Below are 21,370 nucleotides of genomic sequence, written 5' to 3'. Positions count from 1 at the left end.
GACAAAAATTGTAGGCAATAAATTACTTTAACTGACTATCCCCTGATCTATGATGCTAACTAATTGTTTAACATAAACTGGATCTAAGTCTGAATCCTTAAGGTCATTCAAATAGATTAAAGCTTTTTGTTGCTTACCTAACAAATGATAATGCATTGCCAAAGCGGCACTTTCTTGTAGTTTTAACCGTGCAATGTCTTTATTCTGAGTTTTACTCGGCGGAGTGTTTAATTGTGTAGTAAGGCTGATATTATCGATAGAATTTGAAGCTGAGCATTGTTTTCTTGAGTCAAGTTTTACAATTGGGGAAGCTTGATTTGCTAAAGGGAAAACATGTCCTAACCATTGGTTATCAAGAAAGCCTAATAAGTTTGCCACCGAAGGTAGAAAGTCATAAACCGTCATCTTTTGGTCGAATAAGGTATCCTTCGGACAACTATTGCCTACAACAATGGCAAAAGGAGTGGGGCCGGCACTAGTTACAACTATGTAAGCATTCGAGTTAACCAAGCTAATTAGCCGACCAATCATTTGATCAATAATTGTGGCTGCAGTCACAAGTACGCCATCATTGTTAAGATGGTTTTTACTTAAATGCATTGCGATTTCATCCAATAAAGGGTAGCGGACAATATTAAGCCCCATATTAATCTTTTCGGCATAATGTGTGGCGACGCTATGTGCGATAGAGGTTTCCGTTAACATTCGTGAAAAGTGTTTTGCCCCAAACCTGTCCATGTCCTGTTGATCATTATTAAAGTAAGGGAGCAAGTCTGCATTACTTAAAATCGAAGGATGCCAACGCAAGTTAATTAATGTGTCTATATCACTAAGGAGTGACACGCTACCTAACGGAACTGGCCACCGCGATGGGTTTGGGTCAGTTACTTTACAAAATCTATCGCTAACGAGCACGCCATTATCTAATTGCCCATAGTGGGTAGCGAGCATATTAGTTACACTACAACTAATACCAAGTTTGTCTAGAGTGTCCCACACAAAAGGTCGTGAGATGTTCGCCCTACAGTGATCAAAAGTGCCATAGCCATCTGGTCTTACGGCCTGTGAGGTAATTAAGCCTGACAGTTCAGGAGCAAAACCACTGACTAAAATTCCTTCTGTTAAAGTCATGTTGCCGACTCGAGGAAATTGCCCTGATATCCCAGAATTAATTAAGCTCATTAAGGTAGGAAAAGCACCGTTTGTGTCATCATCCATTAGCCAACGCCAATTAAAATAAGGAAGATGAACCCATGCACATTCAGCTATTTTCATTAGTCAATTCCTTAACTATGGCTGCTTGCCTAGAGAGGACATTGCTTTTGAGTTTCGAAATGAACCGCATCATTTTGTTATCTGACTCTAATATATGTAGTTGAAGCTTTTCAATGTTGTGGTTGTGTAAAATTTTCAGGCAGTGGTGGATAAAGTAAGGAAATACCCAAGTACTGGTAAATTCTTTGGCGATTATAAAAGGGTCTAAATGAGCAATATTGCCATCTGTACCATCTGTACCAATCCCTAACGATGCAACGATTTGGTCGTTTAGCCACATCACCTGAGACAATGAATAGTCAAACTTTGACGGATATTCACCGATTGCAGCTAAATGCTCATGAGTTAATTGTCCTAATCTACTTTGGCAAAGAGCACTGACCGCCTGCTTATTTTCTGAATATAAAGTTATATTAATGCCAGCTAAAATTTTGCTTGAAATCGTTAACTTGGTCATTGCCTTTTGAAAGACAGACAGAGCATGATGAGTTTCAACAACAAGCTTTCGACTCCGGTGCCGCACTTCATAACCATTGCGTTGAAAATTCTCTAAGGTGGTCAAACAATCAATCGATTCTTGTTTCAATAATCGCGTAATTCGGTGCTTTTTACAAATATCCTCTAAAGTTTGAATCGCAAAATCAAACACTTGGCTATCTGAATCATCTACTTGTAGTTTTATATCAAACTGGTGGCTGTCATCACCATGCGATTGAACCCGGCATAACATTAAGTAAGCTACAATTTTTTGGTCTTTTGGAGTGTATATTGCGATAAAAGTCGGTGGTGATAAACAATCACGCGTACCCATAAACAACTTACCTAATAGTTGACTGTGAGAGTGCGTGATATCGATAGCTGATAGTATTAGTGACATAAAAAAACCGAGTTATTACTCGGTCCTTGAACTTACTGGGCAAATTATAAAGCTAACAAGATTTACGACGTCCTGCAACCACACCAGCTGCCCCTAAAATAAAGAGCGACAAAGTTGAAGGTAATGGTACTGAATTCAGTTGTTGCTTGTTTGATGTCTGAGATTGGGTTTGGCCGGCTAAAATTTGTTCATCAGCCACTGTGTTATAGGCATAGCTGTTAATCTGACCTAGCCCGCGCTCGTTAACACTTAAATTTAACCAACCAAAATGTTCGCCATCCGATTCATTAAGGCTAAATCCGACGTAGCCTTCGAATAGACCGACAATACCTGATGGGTTAGCAGAACCCGCGATATTGAGAGTGTTCACGGCTGAAGTTGTAGACCAAGCGCTCCATTCACTACAATCGTAAGGGAGACTGAATTTACCTCCAGTCCTACATGTTTTTGGCGGTTTATTACGCCAATTATATTCGCCTCTGAAATAATCATCATAACGGGTTAATTCTGTGCTGCTTGACACACTAAGGGCAGAGTCAATAACAGCATTCTGGTCAATCAGACCGTTAGAAACTAAAGATGAATTTAAGCCAAGCAAATTAAGGGTGCTGTATTCCTTGGATTCGGAATACATAGTACGTTCATAAGTAGGTGAATAATATGAGCTTACTAATCGCCCTGTATATAATAAGAAATTATGAGAAACTTGTAGGTCATCTACACCATCCAAATTTACGTCAATAGTAAAATCACTTGTTTGGTTTATATTCAGAACTGTATTGCTATGAATAATTCCAGATATGGCAGGTAGACTTAAGGTTGCAGAGGCAACCAGCGACAATGTTGAGGTAGCTTTTTTCATTATCAATTCCTAATACGACAACTGCGTGAAAAACCGCGATAATATATTTTCACCTCCTAAGCATAAAGTGTACCAGTTTGTAGGTGATTGAATTATTTGTTTTTTTTAAAAGGCTCTAGTAAACGTTGTAAAAAAAATCGACACTTTTATTAAAGGTTATGGGCCAACCAATTAGTTGGCAAACCATTAATCAAAACTCGTTGTTTGCCTATTTAGTGTGGGTGATTATTTCCCCGCGAGAGAGTGGATGTAGGATGTAAGACTGTCATACTTTTTCCTATTGATTACGCAATCAATGTGCTAACGTTTTTTTTCTAGTGACGTGGAAAAGAAAAAGGCCCTAAAACTAATTAGCTAAAGGGCAGAATTTTATGCGTTATTTAAACTTTCCTGGCCATTCTGCGGCGATATAAGTAAATACCGCCCAAGCCGTGACGTTTTGACGCATGTGCTCAGGATTGACCTTGTCAAAGGTGTCGTCTGGGGTGTGGTGTAGGTCAAAGTAGTCTGTTCCATCTTGCATTAGGTTTATCGCAGGCACACCTAATTTGGCAAGTGGGATCATATCTGGCCCACCACTGGTGTTACCGCTGCGACGAGTTACGCCTAATTCACCCATAAGTCCTGCCATAGTATCCACCACATGTATGGCCTTAGGTGAGATGTTGTCTGAAGACTGCAAGCCATAAACTGGGCCAGCGCCAAAGTCTGATTCTGAGCCAATGATATGTTTTTCAATTGTGCCATCAGCTTGGCGTGCTTTGGCATAAGCTCTGGCGCCAATTAATCCTAACTCTTCTGCTCCCCATAGAATTACACGTATAGTGCGACGTGGGCGGATTTGGGTATGGTCTTTAATTAAGGCTGCGGTTGCCATGGCAATGGCCACACCAGCTCCATCATCTACTGCACCAGTGCCCAAATCCCAGCTATCTAAATGACCGCCTATCACTACAACTTGGTCAGGTAATTCACGGCCAGTGATTTCACCAATTACGTTTTTAGTGACTATTGGACCTAAATCTTTGGTTTGAATATTTAACCTAATTTTAGGGCTGTGACCATATTCCATCAAACGCATTAATTGATCAGCATCTGGGTTAGATAAAGCAACGGCAGGCACTTCTGTATAGCCCATAGCTACATTGGTCGCGCCTGTATGTGGATTACGATGATCGTCTGTGCCAATAGAGCGAATAAGCAACGCCTCGGCACCTTTTTGTGCGGCTAATGCATGACCTTTTGAGCGAGAAATATTGGCCGGGCCATAACCCGCGCCGTTTTTAAACCTTTCCATGCGTTTGTTTATAAAGGCAATTTTGCCTTTTAAACTGCCATCAGCGGCGTTTTCTAAAGCTTGATAACTTTCAAAATGCACTATGGGCGCTTCTAAGCCACCTTCGGGGGTGGATTTAGAGCGACCTAGGGCAGTCACCACCATTGTTTGATATGAAGGCAAGATAATTTCTGCGGTTTCTACTTCACGTATCCAACCATTCATTTGCACATCTTCGGTATAAACTTTATCAAAGCCAAGCTCTTTGAATTTTTTTACACCCCACTCAATACCGGCTTTTTCACCTGGTGTACCTGGGTGACGTGCACCTACTTCTGTGGTGAGTGATTTTAAAATTTCATAGGCCGAATCATCTTTACTGGCAATATCACGCAAGCTGCTGGCAGTGTCTTGGGTTTCTTTGGCGACGGGAATAATGGTGTCATTGGCAAAAGTGGGTGAGGAAAATATAAAAGCAGCAGCGGCTGCCAATTTAATTAGTTTCAAAGTATCTCCTTTGGTGTCGATTATTGTAGCCAGCAGCTTATAGATAAGCCAAAGCGCCACTAGTTTAAGTGTTAAACCAGTGGCCTTTACAGCATTTTAATGTTTCAGAATATTTTTTTAAGTTCATTCATCTTCAATAAATATATCTTCAACGCGTAAATTAAATAAGCGGGCAATTTTAAAAGCCAAAGGTAAACTTGGGTCAAACTTGCCCTTTTCAATGGCGTTAGCCGTTTGTCTGGAAACCGCCAATGCATTGGCTAAATCGGCTTGGGTCCAGTCTCTTTCTGCACGCAATACTTTTAAGCGGTTTTTCATTGATACTTCCTATTGCCAATAATAATACTAATGATGTAAGTCACAGCCATAAGCATTATTAAGTGACTAACTTCAGGCTCGAAAGTGATGAGTTTTATATCTTCAAGTTGTTCGTAGGCTATGCCAGCAATTAAGCCTATACCTAAAGTGATACCCATGGCATCCATAGTGATTTTTCGTTGTAACTCGTCAAGGCTAGCTAAGTGTTTTATGTTGACTCTAATCATGGCTAAGCCAAAGGCTATATGGGTGAGTAATACCATCACAGAATAGGCTGGTTGATAATTCCAAATGTATTCAGCTCCAAATCTTAAACATGCTGTACTTGCCAGCCATGCCAAAGTCCACAAAGCTAAGGGTAATAAGTAATGGTTGTTGTGTTGACTACAAATTGTTTGGCTATCTTCAGTTTTAGTCATATGTAAAACCCTCAAGTCATAAAGTAAAATAAGCTTTACTTTTGAGTGAGTATAAATCCCTTGAGTTTAATGTCAAGTGTATTTTACAAAATGAAAGGTTTACATGACTATTAAGAAAGTTTGTCTTTAAAATCTTCATAGGTAAATTTGCGCACTAATTCAAATTCACCGTTTTTACGGATAATGCCAATAGAAGGGTGTTCCACCCCATTAAAAAAGGTGGTTTTAACCATAGTGTAGTGGATCATATCTTCAAAAATGATGCGCTCACCAATTTGTAATTCATGATCAAAGCTATATAAATCAATAGCATCACCGGTTAAACAGGAGTTACCACCAAATCTATAGGTGTAAGCTTTTTCACCCGCTTTGCCTGCACCTGTGACTTCAGGTCGATAGGGCATTTCTAATACATCAGGCATGTGAGCAGTAGCCGACATATCCACTATGGCAATTTTGTCGCGGTTTTCGACTATGTCTATGACTTCACACACTAATGAGCCTGTTTGCCATGCTACTGCTGAGCCAGGCTCTAAAATTACATTGAGGTGAGGGTAGCGAGCTTTAAAGGCTTTTAAGGTGGCGATAAGATGTTCTAGATCATAACCTTTTTTAGTCATAAGGTGACCGCCACCAAAGTTGATCCACTTAAGCTGTGAAAAGTACTGGCTGAATTTCTCTTCTACGGCAAGGATAGTGCGCTCGGTGGCGTAAGAGTCACATTCACATAAATTATGTATATGAAAACCTTCAATGCCGCTTAAGTCAGCATCGACTAAATCTTTGGCAAGAATGCCAAAGCGTGAGCCTGGCGCACTTGGATCATAAAGCTCTGTTTCCGCTTCTCTATGTTCTGCGTTCAGACGAATGCCCGGCGAAACTGAAGAGTTTAAAATTTGGCTTTTATAACGTTGCCACTGGCCTAGACTATTAAAAGAAATATGATCGACTAAATCGACTAGTTGATCTATGTCGCTGGGTTTAAATGCCGGCGAAAACGCATGCACCTGTTTACCTATTTCTTCTTTGCCAAGTCTTGCTTCCCATACAGCGCTAGCGGTAGAGCCTTGCAAATATTGTTTGACCAACTCAAAGGTTGACCACATGGAGAAGCCTTTTAAGGCTAAGATGATTTCTACGCCACTTTGTTGCTGAACGTATTGCATTAACTTTAAGTTAGCTTCGAGGGCTGCTTCGTCACACACGTAACAAGGGCTAGGAATAGCTGGATTTAACATTGGATTTGTCATAAGAAAGCAATTTTAATGGCAACAATTATTAGGGCGCTAAGAATATCGTTGGCTGATTTAGAGTTAAAGCGAAACTTAGCTAGATTGAGCAATTTATGCGTTAGGCACAGGCATATTTAGCCAGAATAAGCTTTAATTCATCTAGATTGACCGGCTTTGTTAGGTATTCGTCCATTCCGACCTCAAAACACTTATCTCGTTCTGTGTCTATGGCATTAGCCGTTAATGCCACTATAGGCAGTTTTTTTCTGTTTTCTCCTGCGTCACCGGCGCGGATCCTTTGAGTGGTTTCATAACCATCTAAATTAGGCATTTGGCAATCCATAAAAATAAGATCACAATGGTTTTGTTGTTTATCTGAGAGCCATTCTAAGGCTTCGATACCATCGTTAGTAATAGCAACTTTTATGTCCATGCCTTGCAATATAGCTAGCATCACCTCTTGATTGATTAAGTTGTCTTCAACCAATAACACCTGCAAATTAGAAAAATGTGGTAAGTCTGACTTGTCTGTCGCGGCCTCGTTTTTAGGTAAGTCATCAGAGGCTGGAGCAAGCATCACCGAAAAGTGAAAGCGTGAACCTTGACCTAATTGACTCGTAACTGAGATTTGCCCACCCATTAATTCGCATAACTGTTTGGTAATAGCTAAGCCTAATCCTGTTCCTCCAAATTTTCTGGTAGTAGACATATCGGCTTGAGAAAAAGAATCAAATAACGTGGATTGCGCTTCAGGAGCTATACCTATGCCAGTGTCGGCCACCATTACATTTAGCTTAAGTTGCTTATTTAACTCAACAATTTCGTATTTAATTATGATGTCACCAGATTCGGTAAATTTAAGAGCATTGTTGACTAAGTTGTTGAGAATCTGAATTAGCCTGTAGGGATCCCCCACTACTATGTTTGGCACATTTTGTGGTTGCACTAATTCAAGCTTAAGCCCTTTGCGCATGGCCTGTAATTGCATGTCTTGAGTAAATTCATTAAATAAATTAGGAAGGTTAAAATTAATCTGCTCTATATTGAGCTCTCCATCTTCAATTTTGGAGAAATCTAACACATCATTAATGATTTTCATCAAAGCCTTAGCACTGCGTCTTGCTGATGCAATAAATTTTTCTTGTTTTTCATTGAGTTGAGTCCGGGAAACAAGTTCGATCATGCCAATCACCCCATTCATTGGGGTGCGGATTTCGTGGCTCATGGTGGCTAAAAAGGTGCTTTTGGCTTTAGTAGCGGCTTGCGCTTGTAGTTCGTGTTGAACTGCCAAGTCTCTTTCAGCTTCTAGCGCGCCTTGTTTTTCTACCAGTTTTTTACGAGTTAGGTGGGCAAACCAACTTAATAATGTACTCATAGCCATGGCAAAGAAAAAGTGTTGGGCTAATGCTATCTCTAAAGTCCAAGTAATATAGCCCCAGCCTAGCCAATTAATTAACACAGCGATTAACCAATGTTTACGGCTAGATAACACTATGCCAGAGGCTATAACACAGACAAAAATATTGGTGGATTGCTCAGGTGCAGCTGAATACCATAAGTGCAGCAAACTGTTGGAACTGGCCAGTATCAACATAAATAAAATACACAGACTTTGGCTTGATTTAAAAATGATGGCGGTAAGTTTGCCTATCAAAAAACAAATGATAGTGGTTGAACCCGCTGTAACTATTAAGATCCACTTAAAAGAATCTTCTAATAAAAAAAAGTGCGCAAAGCTAAGCATTAAATATAAGGCTGCAAAAAAATACGCCACTGTTCTTAGTAGTTCTTGTGAGTCTTGGTGATGCTGTAGTTTTATGCCTTGTGGATTCAAACGATATCCTATTTAAGTCAACACAATTTAAGTTACTGTGAGTCAGTATAGCTAGATTAAGTGGCTTTAATAAAAAAATCTAGCATTGGCGGCTGTGGTTAACTAATTGTCAGGCTTAATTATTTGTTAAATGCTCTTGGGGCTAATTGGGATATTAAAAAAGGCAAAAAAAAGCGCCTTACATAAAGGCGCTTAGTGGATTATTTTTTAAATGGACTCTGGTCGCATTCTATTACATGCCATGGTAGGCCATGAATATTCAGCATGTCCATGAAAGGATCTGGATCAAATTGCTCCATATTCCATACCCCTGGTTTTTTCCATGTGCCATTAAGCATAAGTGCGGCACCAATCATGGCAGGTACGCCTGTGGTGTAGGATACCGCTTGTGCACCCACTTCTTCGTGGCATTTGGCATGGTCACAGTTATTGTAAATAAAGATGGTTTTTTCTTGGCCATCTTTTATCCCGGTAATGTAGGTACCTATACAAGTTTGCCCAGTGTAACCGTCGGCTAATGAGCCAGGATCAGGTAACACAGCTTTTAAAAACTCTAAAGGTACAATTTCTTTACCTTGGAAGTTAATAGGCTCAATACTGGTCATGCCTATGCCTTCTAGCACTTTTAGGTGTGTAAGGTAAGCGTCACCAAAGGTCATCCAAAAACGCGCACGCTTAAGGGTTGGGAAGTGTTTAACCAAAGACTCTAGTTCTTCATGGAACATTAAATACGAAGCACGTACCCCAATATTTTGGTAATCAAGATCTTCACGCACACTTAATGGGTCGGTTTCTTTCCATTCGCCATTTTCAAAGAAACGCCCACGCTGAGTGATTTCACGAATATTAATTTCTGGATTAAAGTTAGTGGCAAAGGCTTGACCATGGTCGCCACCATTACAATCTACTATGTCTAGGTAATGAATTTCGTCAAAATAGTGTTTTGCCGCATAAGCGGTATAAACATTAGTGACACCTGGATCAAAACCACTGCCTAATAACGCCATTAACCCGGCTTTTTCGAATTTATCCTGATAAGCCCATTGCCAAGAGTATTCAAACTTGGCTACGTCTTTGGGTTCGTAATTGGCGGTATCCATGTAATGCACACCTGTTTCTAAACAAGCATCCATTATGGCCAAATCTTGATAAGGTAAAGCTAGGTTAATCACTAAGTCTGGCTTTACTTGGTTAATTACCTTAACAACTTCACTGGCATGATCAGCATCTACCGCAAACACACCTTTTACCCGATCAATACCCACTTCTTTTTGTAAGGCTTCGCACTTAGATACTGTGCGACTAGCAAGGTAAATTTCGTCAAAATGCTCAGGTAAACGGGCACATTTTTTAATGGTAACTGCAGCAACACCGCCAGCACCAATGATGAGAACACGAGACATAGGTTATCCCCAATAATTTGAAATTAAAATTTAAAGTGCGAATGCTAGCAGTAATTGCTTAGGGTGCAAGTTGAATCTTAACAGAAGGCAATTAACCACACAGGTCTGGCGATTTTATCGCCAATGCCGCTAATACTAGCTCTACTCTTTGGCTTACATCGCCAGACGCTACTATGTAAGGAATAGCATGTTGTTTTAGGTAAGCTCGATTAAAGGCTTGAAACTCTTGACGATTGGCATCGCCTGAACGCTCCCAGGTATTGTCGTACGGAATATCTTCATCACATAACACCACTAGGTCGTACCTTTGCCAGCTTTGTTTGGCCAGCTGTGTGAGCTCGGGTAACGCATCACCATGGTAATGCAAAGCAAAATGCCAAGTAGTAAAGGCATTGGTGTCACACAACAAATAGCGGTTGGCTTGGCTTTCGGCTTGATCTTCCCATTGATTTTGGGTGATAGCTATGTGTAATAGTTGCTCGGCGGTTAAACGTCTATTCACTTGATGATTTAACCAATATTCGCGCCCATATTCGGCCACAGTCACAGTATTTAACGTTTTTGCCAATGCTTGGCATAAAGTGGTTTTACCGGTAGAAGGTGCCCCTAGAAATACTATTTTTTTAATCACGACTGTTTGATACCTCTAGGTTTTTATAATCTCTATACCACTGCCATTGACCAATTGAGGCCATGATTAAAAAGCATGCGTATAACGCAGAAGTAGGATACAAACCTTTTTGCCAATATATACCTATGGCAACTATGTCTACCAATATCCAAAACGACCAATTGAACAATCTTTTATGCGAAAGTAACAATTGTGCGATTAAACTAGCGCTAGTAGTAAAAGCATCTGGGTAGGCAAAACTCGCATCAGTATAATGAAACATCACACTGCCTAGTATCCAAGTACTAATTAGCACCACAAAAAAGCAAAAAGCGTATTCTTTGAGGCTACCTTTGTTAATGATAACTTGGCCTTGATCATCACGGGCGCTACGCCAAAGTAGCCAACCATATACTTGAAAGCCCATATAAAAAACATGCAAAATTACATCAGAATAGAGCTTTACTTCATAAAAAATCCAAGTGTAAATGCTGACTTGAACAAAGCCAAAAGCGAAGCACCAAATATTACGTTTAATCACTAAATAAACGCAGATAAAGCCACACACTGTGGCTAGCCATTCTAGCGGTGATGCCCCTGCAAAGCCTTGAAGCCAGTCAGACAAGTTCATCTATTGAGCTGACTTAGTTGCTTGAAAACTGAATTGCTGAATTTCGTCTAAAGTTGCCCCTGCTGTACCAGTAGTACCACCAATAACATAGATAGTATCATTCAAAGTGGTGGCCGCGCTGTGTCTTGACGGAGTAAAACCTATGTCTAATTCTTGCCAAGTACCAGTGTTTAAATCCAAATGATAATGCACATTGAGTTGACGATAATCACCAAAGGTAAAAATATGATTGCCCAGTGAAGCAACTGAGTGTGCACTCATTTCGCGTGGTAAAGCAGGCAGTTTTTGCCATTGGTTAGTGGATAAATTAAAACGCTCTAAAGCTGGCAAAGTTTGGCGCATATTGTAGCCGCCTAAGGCATAAATCAAGTTATTCACCATTACCGTTTTAGTTTCTTTTTCAGTAGGCATATCTGCCCCTTCTAACCAGCGGTTATTTTTGCTGTCATAAATACCCACAGTAGAAGTTGCTAACATCTTTTTAGAACGCTTACGGTCAAACTTGCTACCGCCACTGATGACCACATAATGGGCTAGCATATTGGCTGAAGCTGATTTTCTTGGCCAAGGCATTTCGGTCACTATGCTTACCTCAAAAGTTTGGGTATCAATTTTTTCAACCCTGTGCTCTAGGGTCATGGCTCGTTTAATACGGGTAGTACCACCAAATAAATAAATAGAGCGATCGCCATCAAATACCGCTGTTGCATAGCGCCTTCCAATTAACTTGTCTTCTAAAGTAGTGACAGTATTGGCAACTGGATCTATTACCTCTATATCGGTTAAATAAGCACCATCTAGTGAGCGTCCACCCATAACAAAAATACGCTTTGAATCATTCACTGCCACATGACCGAAGCGCGCAGTATTAAGTTTTATGCTGGATGGCTTTTTTACCAATTGAGGAGGGGTATAGGGTGCTGAACTGTGGCTAAATGTACTAAAAACTAACAAACTTAAGGCAACAGTTAATGCGCGATATGGTGAAAGACTAAACAAAGTGAGGATTCCTTTTAGGAGCTAAACCCAGAATTTACTGTAAAACTTTGTATGGGATCAACCATTGATTACCTAGCGCCTTGTAATCCACCAGTATGCAAAGCTAAAACAGTGCTGCCTGGGGCAAAGTTTTGGTTGGCGATTAGGGCCTGAATTGCAAAGAACATTTTACCGCTGTAAACAGGCTCAATAGGCACCTGAGTGTTTTGGGTAAAGTCAGAACAAAATTGCTTTAACGGCTCTGGGCTTTTGCCGTATCCGCCAAAGTGGTAGTCGTGCTCTATATGCCATTGCGCAGTTGTTGTGTGTGGATTAGGCAAAAGCGCTTGGACTAACGACTCTAAATAATCTTGACCTTTTAACACCCCAATGCCAATTAATTGATACATTGGATTGTTAGTGTTGGCTACTAAACCCGCCAAGGTTCCACCGCTGCCAACAGGTAATATTAAATAGTCTATGGGCTGGGTAATTTCTTGAAGTATTTCGCCAACACCTTTTAATGCAGCTTGTTGCGAACCACCTTCTGGAATAATACAGGCCTTAGGTGAATGTTTAATTAGCTGCGACAAATAAGCAGGGCTATTGCGCTCTTGATAAGTTTGCCTATCGACATACTGAATATTGGTTTTCCATTTTACTAGGTCTTGCAGCATAGGCGACAGGTTGCTGGAGTAATCCCCTCTGACAATAGCGGTAAATTGAATATTTAACTTATGGCAGCAATATCCCAAGGCATGTAAGTGGTTAGAAAAGCCACCACCAAAACTGATTATATGTTGAGTCTGTTGTTGCACGGCTTGCAATAAAGCAAATTTTAACTTGCGCCATTTATTGCCTGAGATGATGGGGTGCAACAAATCATCGCGTTTCACCAGTAAATTGATGTTCTCTATACCTTGCCAATTAGGACAAAGTGGGTGAATAGGCGAAGGTTGATTAATGCCTAATAGTTGAGCCAACTGTAGTTCATTCACTGGGTAAGCCCGTATTTATCTAGTCGGTATAAAAAGGCTTTGTAATTCAGGTTTAAAAATTTGGCAGCTTGGGTACGGTTACCATGATGTTTTATTAGCGCTTGGCTTAAGCATTGTTTTTCAAAGGCTTCCCAATCCAGACCACCTTCAGGTAAGTTAAACCCTTTATCGTGGCTTAATGCGAGGGCATGTGAGTCAACTAACAATTCTTGTTCGTCTGCCAATAAGACAAAACGCTCAATACGGTTGCTTAATTCTCGTACGTTGCCAGGCCAACTGTAGTCAATTAACTGCTTTAACGTGGACTTGGTTATCTCTGGCAAAGCAACGCCATGACGTTGACTCGTTTTGGCCAAAAAGAAGGAGATTAATCGGCCTATGTCTTCTTGACGTTCTCTTAGCGCTGGCATGTGTAAGGGCACAATATTCAGTCGGTAAAATAAATCTTCTCTAAATTGTCCTTTAGCCACCATTTGAGCTAAATCTCTGTGAGTGGCTGCTATCACTCGAACGTCGATTTTGACTTCTTGATGGCTACCTAAAGGGGTGACAGTTCCTTCTTGTAAAAATCTGAGCATTTTGGCTTGAATGGCCATTGGCATTTCACCAATTTCATCCAAAAATAAAGTGCCTTTATCAGCGCTTTGTAGTTTACCCATTTTGTCTTGATAGGCACCCGTAAACGAACCCTTCAAAGCCCCAAAAAATTCTGCTTCAGCTAACGATTCGGGGATCGCTCCGCAATTGACTGTGATAAATGCCTGCTGATTTCGGTTAGACAATTGATGCAATGCTCGGGCGGCCAATTCTTTGCCAGTGCCACTTTCTCCACTAATTAACACACTGACATCAGTATTAGATACTCGTTTAATACGTTCGTAAAGGCGTTGCATGCATGGCGCATTGCCCACTAAATCCACTAATTGTTGTTGCTCGGCTAAAGCTTGGGTTAGTTGTTTATTCTGACTTCTTAACAGTTTGGCTTTGGTAATTTTATCAATGCACAATAATAACTCTTGGCGCTGAAAAGGTTTGGCTAAATAATCATCTGCCCCGGCCTTGATGGCCTTAACTGCATGCGCTATGGTGCCGTAAGCCGTGGCAATGGCAAACCCAAGCTCTGCTTGATTTTTACGGACATAATTCAGTAAATCTAAACCACTTAATTGGGCCAATTTCCAATCAGAAAATACACAATCAATGGAATGTTTTTTTAGTACTAATATTGCTTCTTCAACGTTTGCGGCCGCTGATACATTGTGTCCCTCTGATTGTAAAATACCTTGGATGAGTTGCCGTTGTTGAGGATCATCTTCCACCACTAAAATATTTGCTGCGGTATTCACTTTTTTGCCTCCCAGCCAGCATTTGCCAAAGTTAAGCTGGCAACACAGCCAACAGGTGATTGGTTTTTTAGTTCAATATTGCCTTGGTAATGAAGTTGGCAAATACGTTGGGCAATATACAAACCCATCCCAGCCCCTTCGGGTTTATTGGTGATATGGGGCTTAAATAAATTGGTGTGAATAGCAGGGTCGACTCCTGGACCGTAATCCGTCACCTGCACATTGATCCAATCTGTATTTTGGCAAACCTCAATACTCACTGCTTGCTTACTATCACTGGCTTCTATGGCATTGACCACTAAGGTATGGATCATCGCTCTTATTTCCACCTCAGCACCTAATATTTGTATCCTTTGTTTGGGGAAAAAGTGAATTGTGTGTTGATAGCTCATGCTCATTTCTAACACTATATCTTGAATCACTTGATTTAGATCGACCGGCTGGTCTCTTTGGATGTCTTGAGCAGTTAAACTCAGTAAACTTTTTATGCTGGTATCTAAGCGTGAAATTTTATCCCGCACTTGTTTTGCTAATTCAAGGCGTTCACTTTGTGGCATGTTGGTCTGGCTTATTTGCTCCACAGCTAAACCTAAAGTATTGATAGGATTGCGTAAAGTATGGGCAACGCCTCTAGCCACCTCACCTAATTCAGCCAGTTGCTGCTGTTGTGCAAAGCGTTTTTCCATTTGGCTTAAGGCGAGTAACTTATTACTCATGGCATTAAAACTATCCATAGTCTCTTGCATTTCTTGCACGCCAGAAGGCGTAACTTGATGACCAAGTAACCCAAGCTGTAACTGGTGAAAGCCCTGTGACAGGGCCTGCAAGGGGCGACTAATATGCCGAGCTAGCCAATACGCTAATAATAAAACACAAAAAGTGAAGATTATTGTGCCAAAAATTAGACCATTAAAATAATGATGTATGGCTGAATCTTGTTTACCAAATTGCACTATGTGTTGGGCAATGTGCCCACCTTTTGATTGACTAAGCGAAAAGGCGTAATTGTCGTTAAGAGGTTGAAATTCAAATGACTGTAATTGCCCGACTAATTGTTCTTTTAATTCGATAGGAGCAGAATAATAAATGGGCGAAACCTTCAAGGTCTGAGTTCGTTCTCCGCTGACAAACCGATAGCCATCACCTAATTCAATAGATTTATTGGGCGTTGATTTTAGGCTAATTTTAAAGCGTTGGGCTGGTGCTTTTTCGCGATTACTTGTGGGATTTCCATAGTATTGTGGGTGGTCCACTACCCGTTGTTTATCTGGTAAGGTATCGACTAACAACTTTAAAGCTTGTTTGGAAAGCGCGCGGCTTTTGTCTTCTACTTCTTGACTTACTTGTTGTTGAATATAGTGAATAAAGAGTAATTGAGTAGATGCCAGAATTAAAACCAGCAAAGCCATCAACATAAAAACGTAATGCTTTAAAGACATATTAAATGTGTGATCCAGTTAAGTTGGAGAACCTTGGTTTAATTAATATTCATTTCAACATCAATATTTAGGCCAAGCTAAAGGTAAATTTAACTTATTGATTAATATGTACTTATTCTTCTGCGTAGGGAGATCTAACCACATAAATATCCCCATATGGGGAAATCATATCCTCATATGCAGAAAATTGTTAGGTAAATTGCAGCGCGCAAAACCGTAGAATATTTCAACCTATTGATAAACAATAAAAAATTAATAATGGTACAAGATTTGATAGTTAGTGTGAGTGACAAAAATAATGATGGGTCTTTAATTTTTAACGGAGAAAGATAATGAAAACATTAATCAAGCAAGTATTGCTTTGCAGCATATTGAGCAGTTTAGCTACTTTGGGTAGCGTTTACGCCAAGGAAGACGTCAAGCATAAAACCATAGAAATAAAAGCTGAAAAAGGTCAAGACGTTAATGTTTGGGTGCAAAATGATGATATTGAGCATTCGGTAGTAGTGACTGCCGAAGAACTCGCAGATAGCGAATTATTAGCAGCTAAACTAGCCGATTTAGATCCCGAAACGCGTAAAACGGTACTAAAAGCACTTCAAGGTCTTAATAAAGGTGAACATAATGGTCAAGTTGAAGTAGAAAAAGTTTTTGTGCTGAATAAAGGTGAGGGTCACAGAGTTGAGTTTATGGGTGAAGAAGATCACGACTTAGATATTGAAGTGATTAAAGGTGACGGTAAAAAGGTTATTCGTAAACATATCATTCATGCTGATGGCAAAGAGATGGCGCTTGAAGGGCACAGTGATGTTATAACTAAACTAATTAAAAAAGGGAAGTTCTCACAAGCTGAGCTAGATAAAATCCAAGCCGCGCTTGATGCTAAACGCTAAATTTAAATTCAAGAAAACTGGGTTAATAGGCGGCTTAGGCCGCCTATTTTATTGTTTTATTTAAAATACATAGTGCCATGATAAATACTCAAATTAGCTAGATGGCTTTGGTTATGGTGGGCAACTAGGGCAAAAAGCATAATCTTTTTAAATTTTAACATGGTTATTTTCCTCTTTAGGTTAAATTCAAAGGCAGAATAAAACCTCAGGTTAACTTGAGGTAAACAAGTTTTTGCGTATAGTGAAAATTTTTAAGGAAAATCTTATGTTAGATGCCAACCTATCTGTGGGGTATGTAGCAAAACGCACTGGGGTAAAAGTTTCAACCTTACATTTTTACGAACAAAAAGGGTTAATTAGAAGCTGGCGTAATCAAGGTAACCAAAGGCGTTACAAACGTGATGTTTTGCGTAGAATATCGGTAATTAAAGCGGCTCAGCGTTTAGGCATAAGCTTAACTGATATTCAGCAAACCTTAGCCCAATTACCTAATCAAAGAACCCCAGACAAACAAGACTGGGCCGCGCTTTCGGCGAGTTGGCAAAGCCAACTGGATCAACAGATTGCTGCGTTAATTAAGCTACGAGATTCACTCGATGCTTGTATTGGGTGTGGGTGTTTATCTTTGCAAAGTTGTCCTATATACAACCCAGACGACACTTTGGCTGAGCAAGGGCCAGGACCGGTCATTTTATTCAAGTCAGAAGCAAATATTACAGCAAAGTGACAGAGCGGAATATCAAATAACAAAACATCTGAATCACCTTGTTGACTTATAGACGTCTATACGGCAAATTGGATTTATGAAAAGACGCACAAGCAACACCACCAGCATGATGATTACCACCCTCGATGAGGTGGTCGCTGGCTAGTGCAAACGCATAACACATTAAAAGCCCGCCACCTAAGCGGGCTTTTTTGTTAATTGACTAGCAGAAAGTTAACTAACAACACATTATTATAGATGGTCAGGGCGAGGAGCAAAAAAATGAAAGTGTTGAAGTTTGGTGGGTCGTCGTTGGCAGACGCACAGCGCTATTTAAGAGTCAAAGATATCTGTTTAGATTGCCATCTAGACACAGGCGCGGCTGTGGTGCTGTCTGCTCCTAAAGGGGTGACCAATGCATTATCACTTTTATGTGAAGAAGCCGCAGCAGGCAAAGACTACGGCGAATTGTTTGCTAAGTTAAATATGGTGCTTTTTGGGATTTTAGATGATCTTGAGCAACAGCTTGATAACTTTTCTCAAGAAAAACTAGCAGGTTTTATTCAACATACCCTCAATGATCTTAATCAACACTTAGAAGGCTTTTCTTTGTTGCGTTGTGCACCAGAACAAGTGGTGGCTAAGGTATTAAGCTTAGGTGAATATATAAGTGTTAATATTTTTAGTGAAATTATTCGCTCCTTTGGGCACGACAACCTGATCATTGACCCAGTTAACTACATAGTGGCTGAAGGGGATTACCTAGATAGCATAGCCGATGTGACCGCCAGCAAAGAACGTTTTAGTGAAGTGGATGTTTCAGGCAAACAACTTTTGATCATGCCGGGTTTTGTGGCGGTAAACGAAGCAGGCGAAAAAGTCACCTTAGGACGCAATGGTTCTGATTATTCTGCGGCCATTTTAGCCGCTTGTATCGACGCCGAATGTTGTGAAATTTGGACAGATGTAGATGGGGTGTATAACGCCGATCCCAATCAAGTTGATGGGGCAGTGTTGTTAGACAAACTTACCTATCAAGAAGCCATGGAGCTGTCTTATTTTGGGGCCAAAGTGTTACATCCTAAAACTATCGGCCCTATTGCCCAACATCATATTCCTTGTTTAATTCGTAACACCTTAAATCCTGCCGCCCCTGGCACCTTAATTAGCAATCAGGCCAGTGAAACTTGGACCAGCGTAAAAGGCATTAGTCACTTAGATAATATGACTATGTTTAACGTGGCTGGCCCTGGTATGAAAGGCATGGTGGGCATGGCGAGTCGCGTGTTTGAAGTGATGTCGAATGCCAATATTTCAATTAGTTTAATTACCCAATCTTCGTCTGAATACAGCATTAGCTTTTGTATTCACAGTAAAGATGCCACGCGCGCTCAAGATTTATTAGAAGACTGTTTTGCCCTAGAGCTAAGCAATCAATTACTCGATCCGATTGAAGTACGCCATGAATTGGCCATAGTCACTTTAGTGGGTGACGGTATGCGTCATTCACAAGGGCTAGCGGCCAAGTTCTTTAGTTCACTGGCGCAAGCTCGAGTGAATAATGTGGCCATTGCCCAAGGGTCGTCCGAACGTTCCATTTCTACCGTAATCGAAGCGCGTAAAGCCAAAAAGGCAGTCAAAGTAGTGCATCAGAACTTTTTCTCAAATTTACATGCTATTGATGCGTTTTTAGTAGGGTGTGGCAGTGTTGGTAAAGAATTATTAGCACAAATAGCCCGTCAACAAGCGGCCTTATTAGAAAAAAACATCAGCCTTAAAGTGTATGGCATAGCCAATAGCAAAAAGTTGCTATTACAACAAAACGGCATTGATTTAGATGCCAATTGGCTTGAGCAGTTGAATCAAAGTGAACAAGCTTTCAGCATTGAAAGGGTTCAAAACTTTGTGCATGACAATAGTTTGGTGAATCCAGTGATCATTGACTGCACCAGTAGCAGTGCCGTGGCTGAGCAGTATCCAGATATGATGCTTAACGGTTTTCATGTGGTCACACCCAATAAAAAAGCCAATACCGCCAGTGCTGAGTTTTATCAACTATTGCGCGATACCGCACAAAAAACTAATCGTCAGTTTTTATACGAAACCACAGTAGGTGCGGGTTTACCTGTCATTGATAACTTGCAGAATCTATTTTATGCGGGTGACGAGCTTTTACGCTTTGAAGGCATATTATCTGGGTCTTTGTCTTTTGTTTTTGGAAAATTAGACGAAGGATTAAGCTTATCCCAAGCCACAGAAATTGCTAAAACCAATGGTTTTACTGAGCCAGATCCAAGGGATGATTTAAGTGGCATGGATGTGGCGCGTAAATTATTAATTATGGCGCGTGAGTCTGGTCTGTCTTTAGAGTTAAGTGACATCACCATAGAGCCTATTTTGCCCGCCTCTTTTGATGCATCTGGCAGCATAGAAGAGTTTATGCGACGCTTACCTGAATTAGACAACTATTACCAAGAGAAAGTGGCAAGAGCCAAAGAAGAAGGTAAAGTATTGCGCTATGTTGGCTCTATAGAGCATGGAAAATGCGTGGTGAGCATAGAAGCCGTGGATGAATTTCATCCCTTGTATATGGTAAAAGATGGTGAGAATGCCTTGGCTATTCACAGTCATTATTACCAGCCTATACCTTATGTGATTAGAGGTTATGGCGCAGGAGCATCTGTTACGGCTGCTGGCGTATTTGCCGATGTCATGCGTACAATGCCATGGACTAATCACCTTTAATGTCAGAAATTAATATGTCAAAACAATGTGTAACCGCTTATGCACCTGCTTCAATCGGTAATGTTAGCCTAGGATTCGATTTATTAGGCGCCGCGTTAAAGCCTGTTGATGGCAGCCCGTTGGGCGATCAAGTTTCGTTGGAAATAGCAGAGCAATTTAGCTTAGAAGTGAAGGGGCGTTTTGCTAATAAGCTCCCCCCAGATGCAAATAGCAATATAGTCACTCGTTGTTACCAACACTTTTTAAGCTTATTAATAGAAAAAGGTTATCAACAACTAGCAATTCCAACGCTTAAAATGACCTTATATAAACACTTGCCTATAGGCAGTGGTTTAGGCTCAAGTGCCAGCTCAATAGTCGCGGCTTTGCATGGCTTAAACGCGTTTTATAGCCAGTATTTTGAAACAAAGATTTGCACAGACAACGAGTTGCTCTTGGTGATGGGCGAGCTTGAAGGGCAAATTAGTGGCAGTATTCATTACGATAATGTGGCCCCATGCTTTTTAGGCGGATTGACCTTAATGGCAGAGCATAGTGAGCAAGTTGCATTAAGCCTACCTATATTTGAAAATTGGTATTGGGTAGTGTGTTATTCTGGCATTAGCGTATCAACAGCGGCTGCCAGAGATATATTGCCTACAAGTATTTCTATGGCCGACACCATTAGTTTTGGTCGACAATTAGCGGTATTTACCCATGCGTTATACAGTCAAGATGAGGCATTAGCGGCGGCTATGATGCAAGATGTGATAGCTGAACCTTATCGCAAGTCGTTGTTGCCTAAATTTGATGAGTCGCGAGCTTTTGCCAGCCAAAATGGCGCGCTCGCTTTTGGCATATCGGGGTCGGGACCAACGGTATTTGCGGTATGTAACAATCAGGCAAATGCAATTAGTATTAATCAATGGTTAACAGACAATTATATTCAAAATGACAACGGCTTTAGCTTTGTTTGTCAATTAGACACCCAAGGAGCAAAGGTTGAATTTACGCCTAAGGCTCCAAAGTCTAACTAAGCGTT

19 protein-coding genes are annotated in these 21,370 nt (G+C 40.6%); 4 read left to right on the top strand and 15 right to left on the bottom strand.

Going from position 1 to position 21,370, the window contains the following annotated elements; all coding sequences use genetic code 11:
- Positions 1-27: 27 nt before the first annotated feature.
- From ACVCDT_RS00975 to ACVCDT_RS00905, 15 genes are all read right to left on the bottom strand, one after another.
- A complete protein-coding gene (locus ACVCDT_RS00975; RefSeq protein WP_447130873.1) occupies positions 28-1,275 on the bottom strand; it encodes a hypothetical protein in 1,248 nt (415 codons plus the stop codon).
- On the bottom strand, positions 1,262-2,086 hold the full coding sequence (locus ACVCDT_RS00970; RefSeq protein ID WP_447130872.1) for a hypothetical protein: 825 nt from the start codon (positions 2,084-2,086) through the stop codon (positions 1,262-1,264). The genes ACVCDT_RS00975 and ACVCDT_RS00970 overlap by 14 nt, the downstream gene beginning before the upstream one ends.
- A gap of 118 nt (positions 2,087-2,204) precedes the next feature.
- Positions 2,205-3,014 carry a PEP-CTERM sorting domain-containing protein gene (locus ACVCDT_RS00965; protein WP_447130871.1) on the bottom strand — a complete coding sequence of 270 codons (810 nt, stop codon included), beginning with the start codon at positions 3,012-3,014 and terminating at the stop codon, positions 2,205-2,207.
- A gap of 376 nt (positions 3,015-3,390) precedes the next feature.
- A complete protein-coding gene (locus tag ACVCDT_RS00960) occupies positions 3,391-4,797 on the bottom strand; it encodes a M20/M25/M40 family metallo-hydrolase (protein WP_447130870.1) in 1,407 nt (468 codons plus the stop codon).
- 123 nt (positions 4,798-4,920) lie between these two features.
- Complete coding sequence (locus ACVCDT_RS00955) at positions 4,921-5,115, bottom strand: helix-turn-helix transcriptional regulator (RefSeq protein WP_447130869.1); 195 nt, start codon at positions 5,113-5,115, stop codon at positions 4,921-4,923.
- Positions 5,112-5,534: a hypothetical protein gene (locus ACVCDT_RS00950; RefSeq protein ID WP_447130868.1), complete on the bottom strand. Its 423-nt coding sequence runs from the start codon at positions 5,532-5,534 to the stop codon at positions 5,112-5,114. Before ACVCDT_RS00950 ends, ACVCDT_RS00955 begins: the two co-directional genes overlap by 4 nt.
- A 110-nt stretch (positions 5,535-5,644) precedes the next feature.
- Complete coding sequence (nspC, locus tag ACVCDT_RS00945) at positions 5,645-6,784, bottom strand: carboxynorspermidine decarboxylase (protein ID WP_447130867.1); 1,140 nt, start codon at positions 6,782-6,784, stop codon at positions 5,645-5,647.
- Positions 6,785-6,884: 100 nt separating this feature from the next.
- Entirely contained in the window at positions 6,885-8,600 is a 1,716-nt protein-coding gene (locus tag ACVCDT_RS00940; RefSeq protein ID WP_447130866.1) for an ATP-binding protein, read from the bottom strand.
- A 200-nt stretch (positions 8,601-8,800) separates the two neighbouring features.
- Entirely contained in the window at positions 8,801-10,003 is a 1,203-nt protein-coding gene (locus tag ACVCDT_RS00935) for a saccharopine dehydrogenase family protein (protein ID WP_447130865.1), read from the bottom strand.
- A 91-nt stretch (positions 10,004-10,094) separates the two neighbouring features.
- Positions 10,095-10,634, bottom strand: a complete 540-nt coding sequence (locus ACVCDT_RS00930; RefSeq protein WP_447130864.1) for an ATP/GTP-binding protein — start codon at positions 10,632-10,634, stop codon at positions 10,095-10,097.
- Complete coding sequence (gene pnuC / locus ACVCDT_RS00925; protein ID WP_447130863.1) at positions 10,627-11,244, bottom strand: nicotinamide riboside transporter PnuC; 618 nt, start codon at positions 11,242-11,244, stop codon at positions 10,627-10,629. Before pnuC ends, ACVCDT_RS00930 begins: the two co-directional genes overlap by 8 nt.
- Positions 11,245-12,243 (bottom strand): Kelch repeat-containing protein, encoded by a 999-nt coding sequence (locus tag ACVCDT_RS00920; RefSeq protein WP_447130862.1) that lies wholly within the window; start codon positions 12,241-12,243, stop codon positions 11,245-11,247. It lies immediately after the preceding gene.
- A 68-nt stretch (positions 12,244-12,311) separates the two neighbouring features.
- Positions 12,312-13,220: a 1-aminocyclopropane-1-carboxylate deaminase/D-cysteine desulfhydrase gene (locus ACVCDT_RS00915; protein ID WP_447130861.1), complete on the bottom strand. Its 909-nt coding sequence runs from the start codon at positions 13,218-13,220 to the stop codon at positions 12,312-12,314.
- Entirely contained in the window at positions 13,217-14,566 is a 1,350-nt protein-coding gene (locus tag ACVCDT_RS00910; RefSeq protein ID WP_447130860.1) for a sigma-54-dependent transcriptional regulator, read from the bottom strand. Before ACVCDT_RS00910 ends, ACVCDT_RS00915 begins: the two co-directional genes overlap by 4 nt.
- Positions 14,563-16,005: a sensor histidine kinase gene (locus tag ACVCDT_RS00905; RefSeq protein WP_447130859.1), complete on the bottom strand. Its 1,443-nt coding sequence runs from the start codon at positions 16,003-16,005 to the stop codon at positions 14,563-14,565. The genes ACVCDT_RS00910 and ACVCDT_RS00905 overlap by 4 nt, the downstream gene beginning before the upstream one ends.
- A 332-nt stretch (positions 16,006-16,337) precedes the next feature.
- Between ACVCDT_RS00905 and ACVCDT_RS00900 the strand changes: the two genes are divergently transcribed.
- The 4 genes from ACVCDT_RS00900 (at position 16,338) to thrB (ending at position 21,365) form a co-directional block, all read left to right on the top strand.
- A complete protein-coding gene (locus tag ACVCDT_RS00900) occupies positions 16,338-16,898 on the top strand; it encodes a hypothetical protein (RefSeq protein WP_447130858.1) in 561 nt (186 codons plus the stop codon).
- Between the two features lie 265 nt (positions 16,899-17,163).
- On the top strand, positions 17,164-17,625 hold the full coding sequence (gene soxR / locus ACVCDT_RS00895) for a redox-sensitive transcriptional activator SoxR (RefSeq protein ID WP_447130857.1): 462 nt from the start codon (positions 17,164-17,166) through the stop codon (positions 17,623-17,625).
- A 261-nt stretch (positions 17,626-17,886) separates the two neighbouring features.
- On the top strand, positions 17,887-20,349 hold the full coding sequence (gene thrA / locus ACVCDT_RS00890) for a bifunctional aspartate kinase/homoserine dehydrogenase I (protein WP_447130856.1): 2,463 nt from the start codon (positions 17,887-17,889) through the stop codon (positions 20,347-20,349).
- Entirely contained in the window at positions 20,349-21,365 is a 1,017-nt protein-coding gene (gene thrB, locus ACVCDT_RS00885; protein ID WP_447130855.1) for a homoserine kinase, read from the top strand. The genes thrA and thrB overlap by 1 nt, the downstream gene beginning before the upstream one ends.
- The last annotated feature ends 5 nt before the right edge of the window (positions 21,366-21,370 follow it).

The organism is Paraglaciecola aestuariivivens (assembly GCF_052983255.1).
Note: the sequence above shows the minus strand (reverse complement) of the source record. Positions and strands in the feature narration are given on the sequence as shown.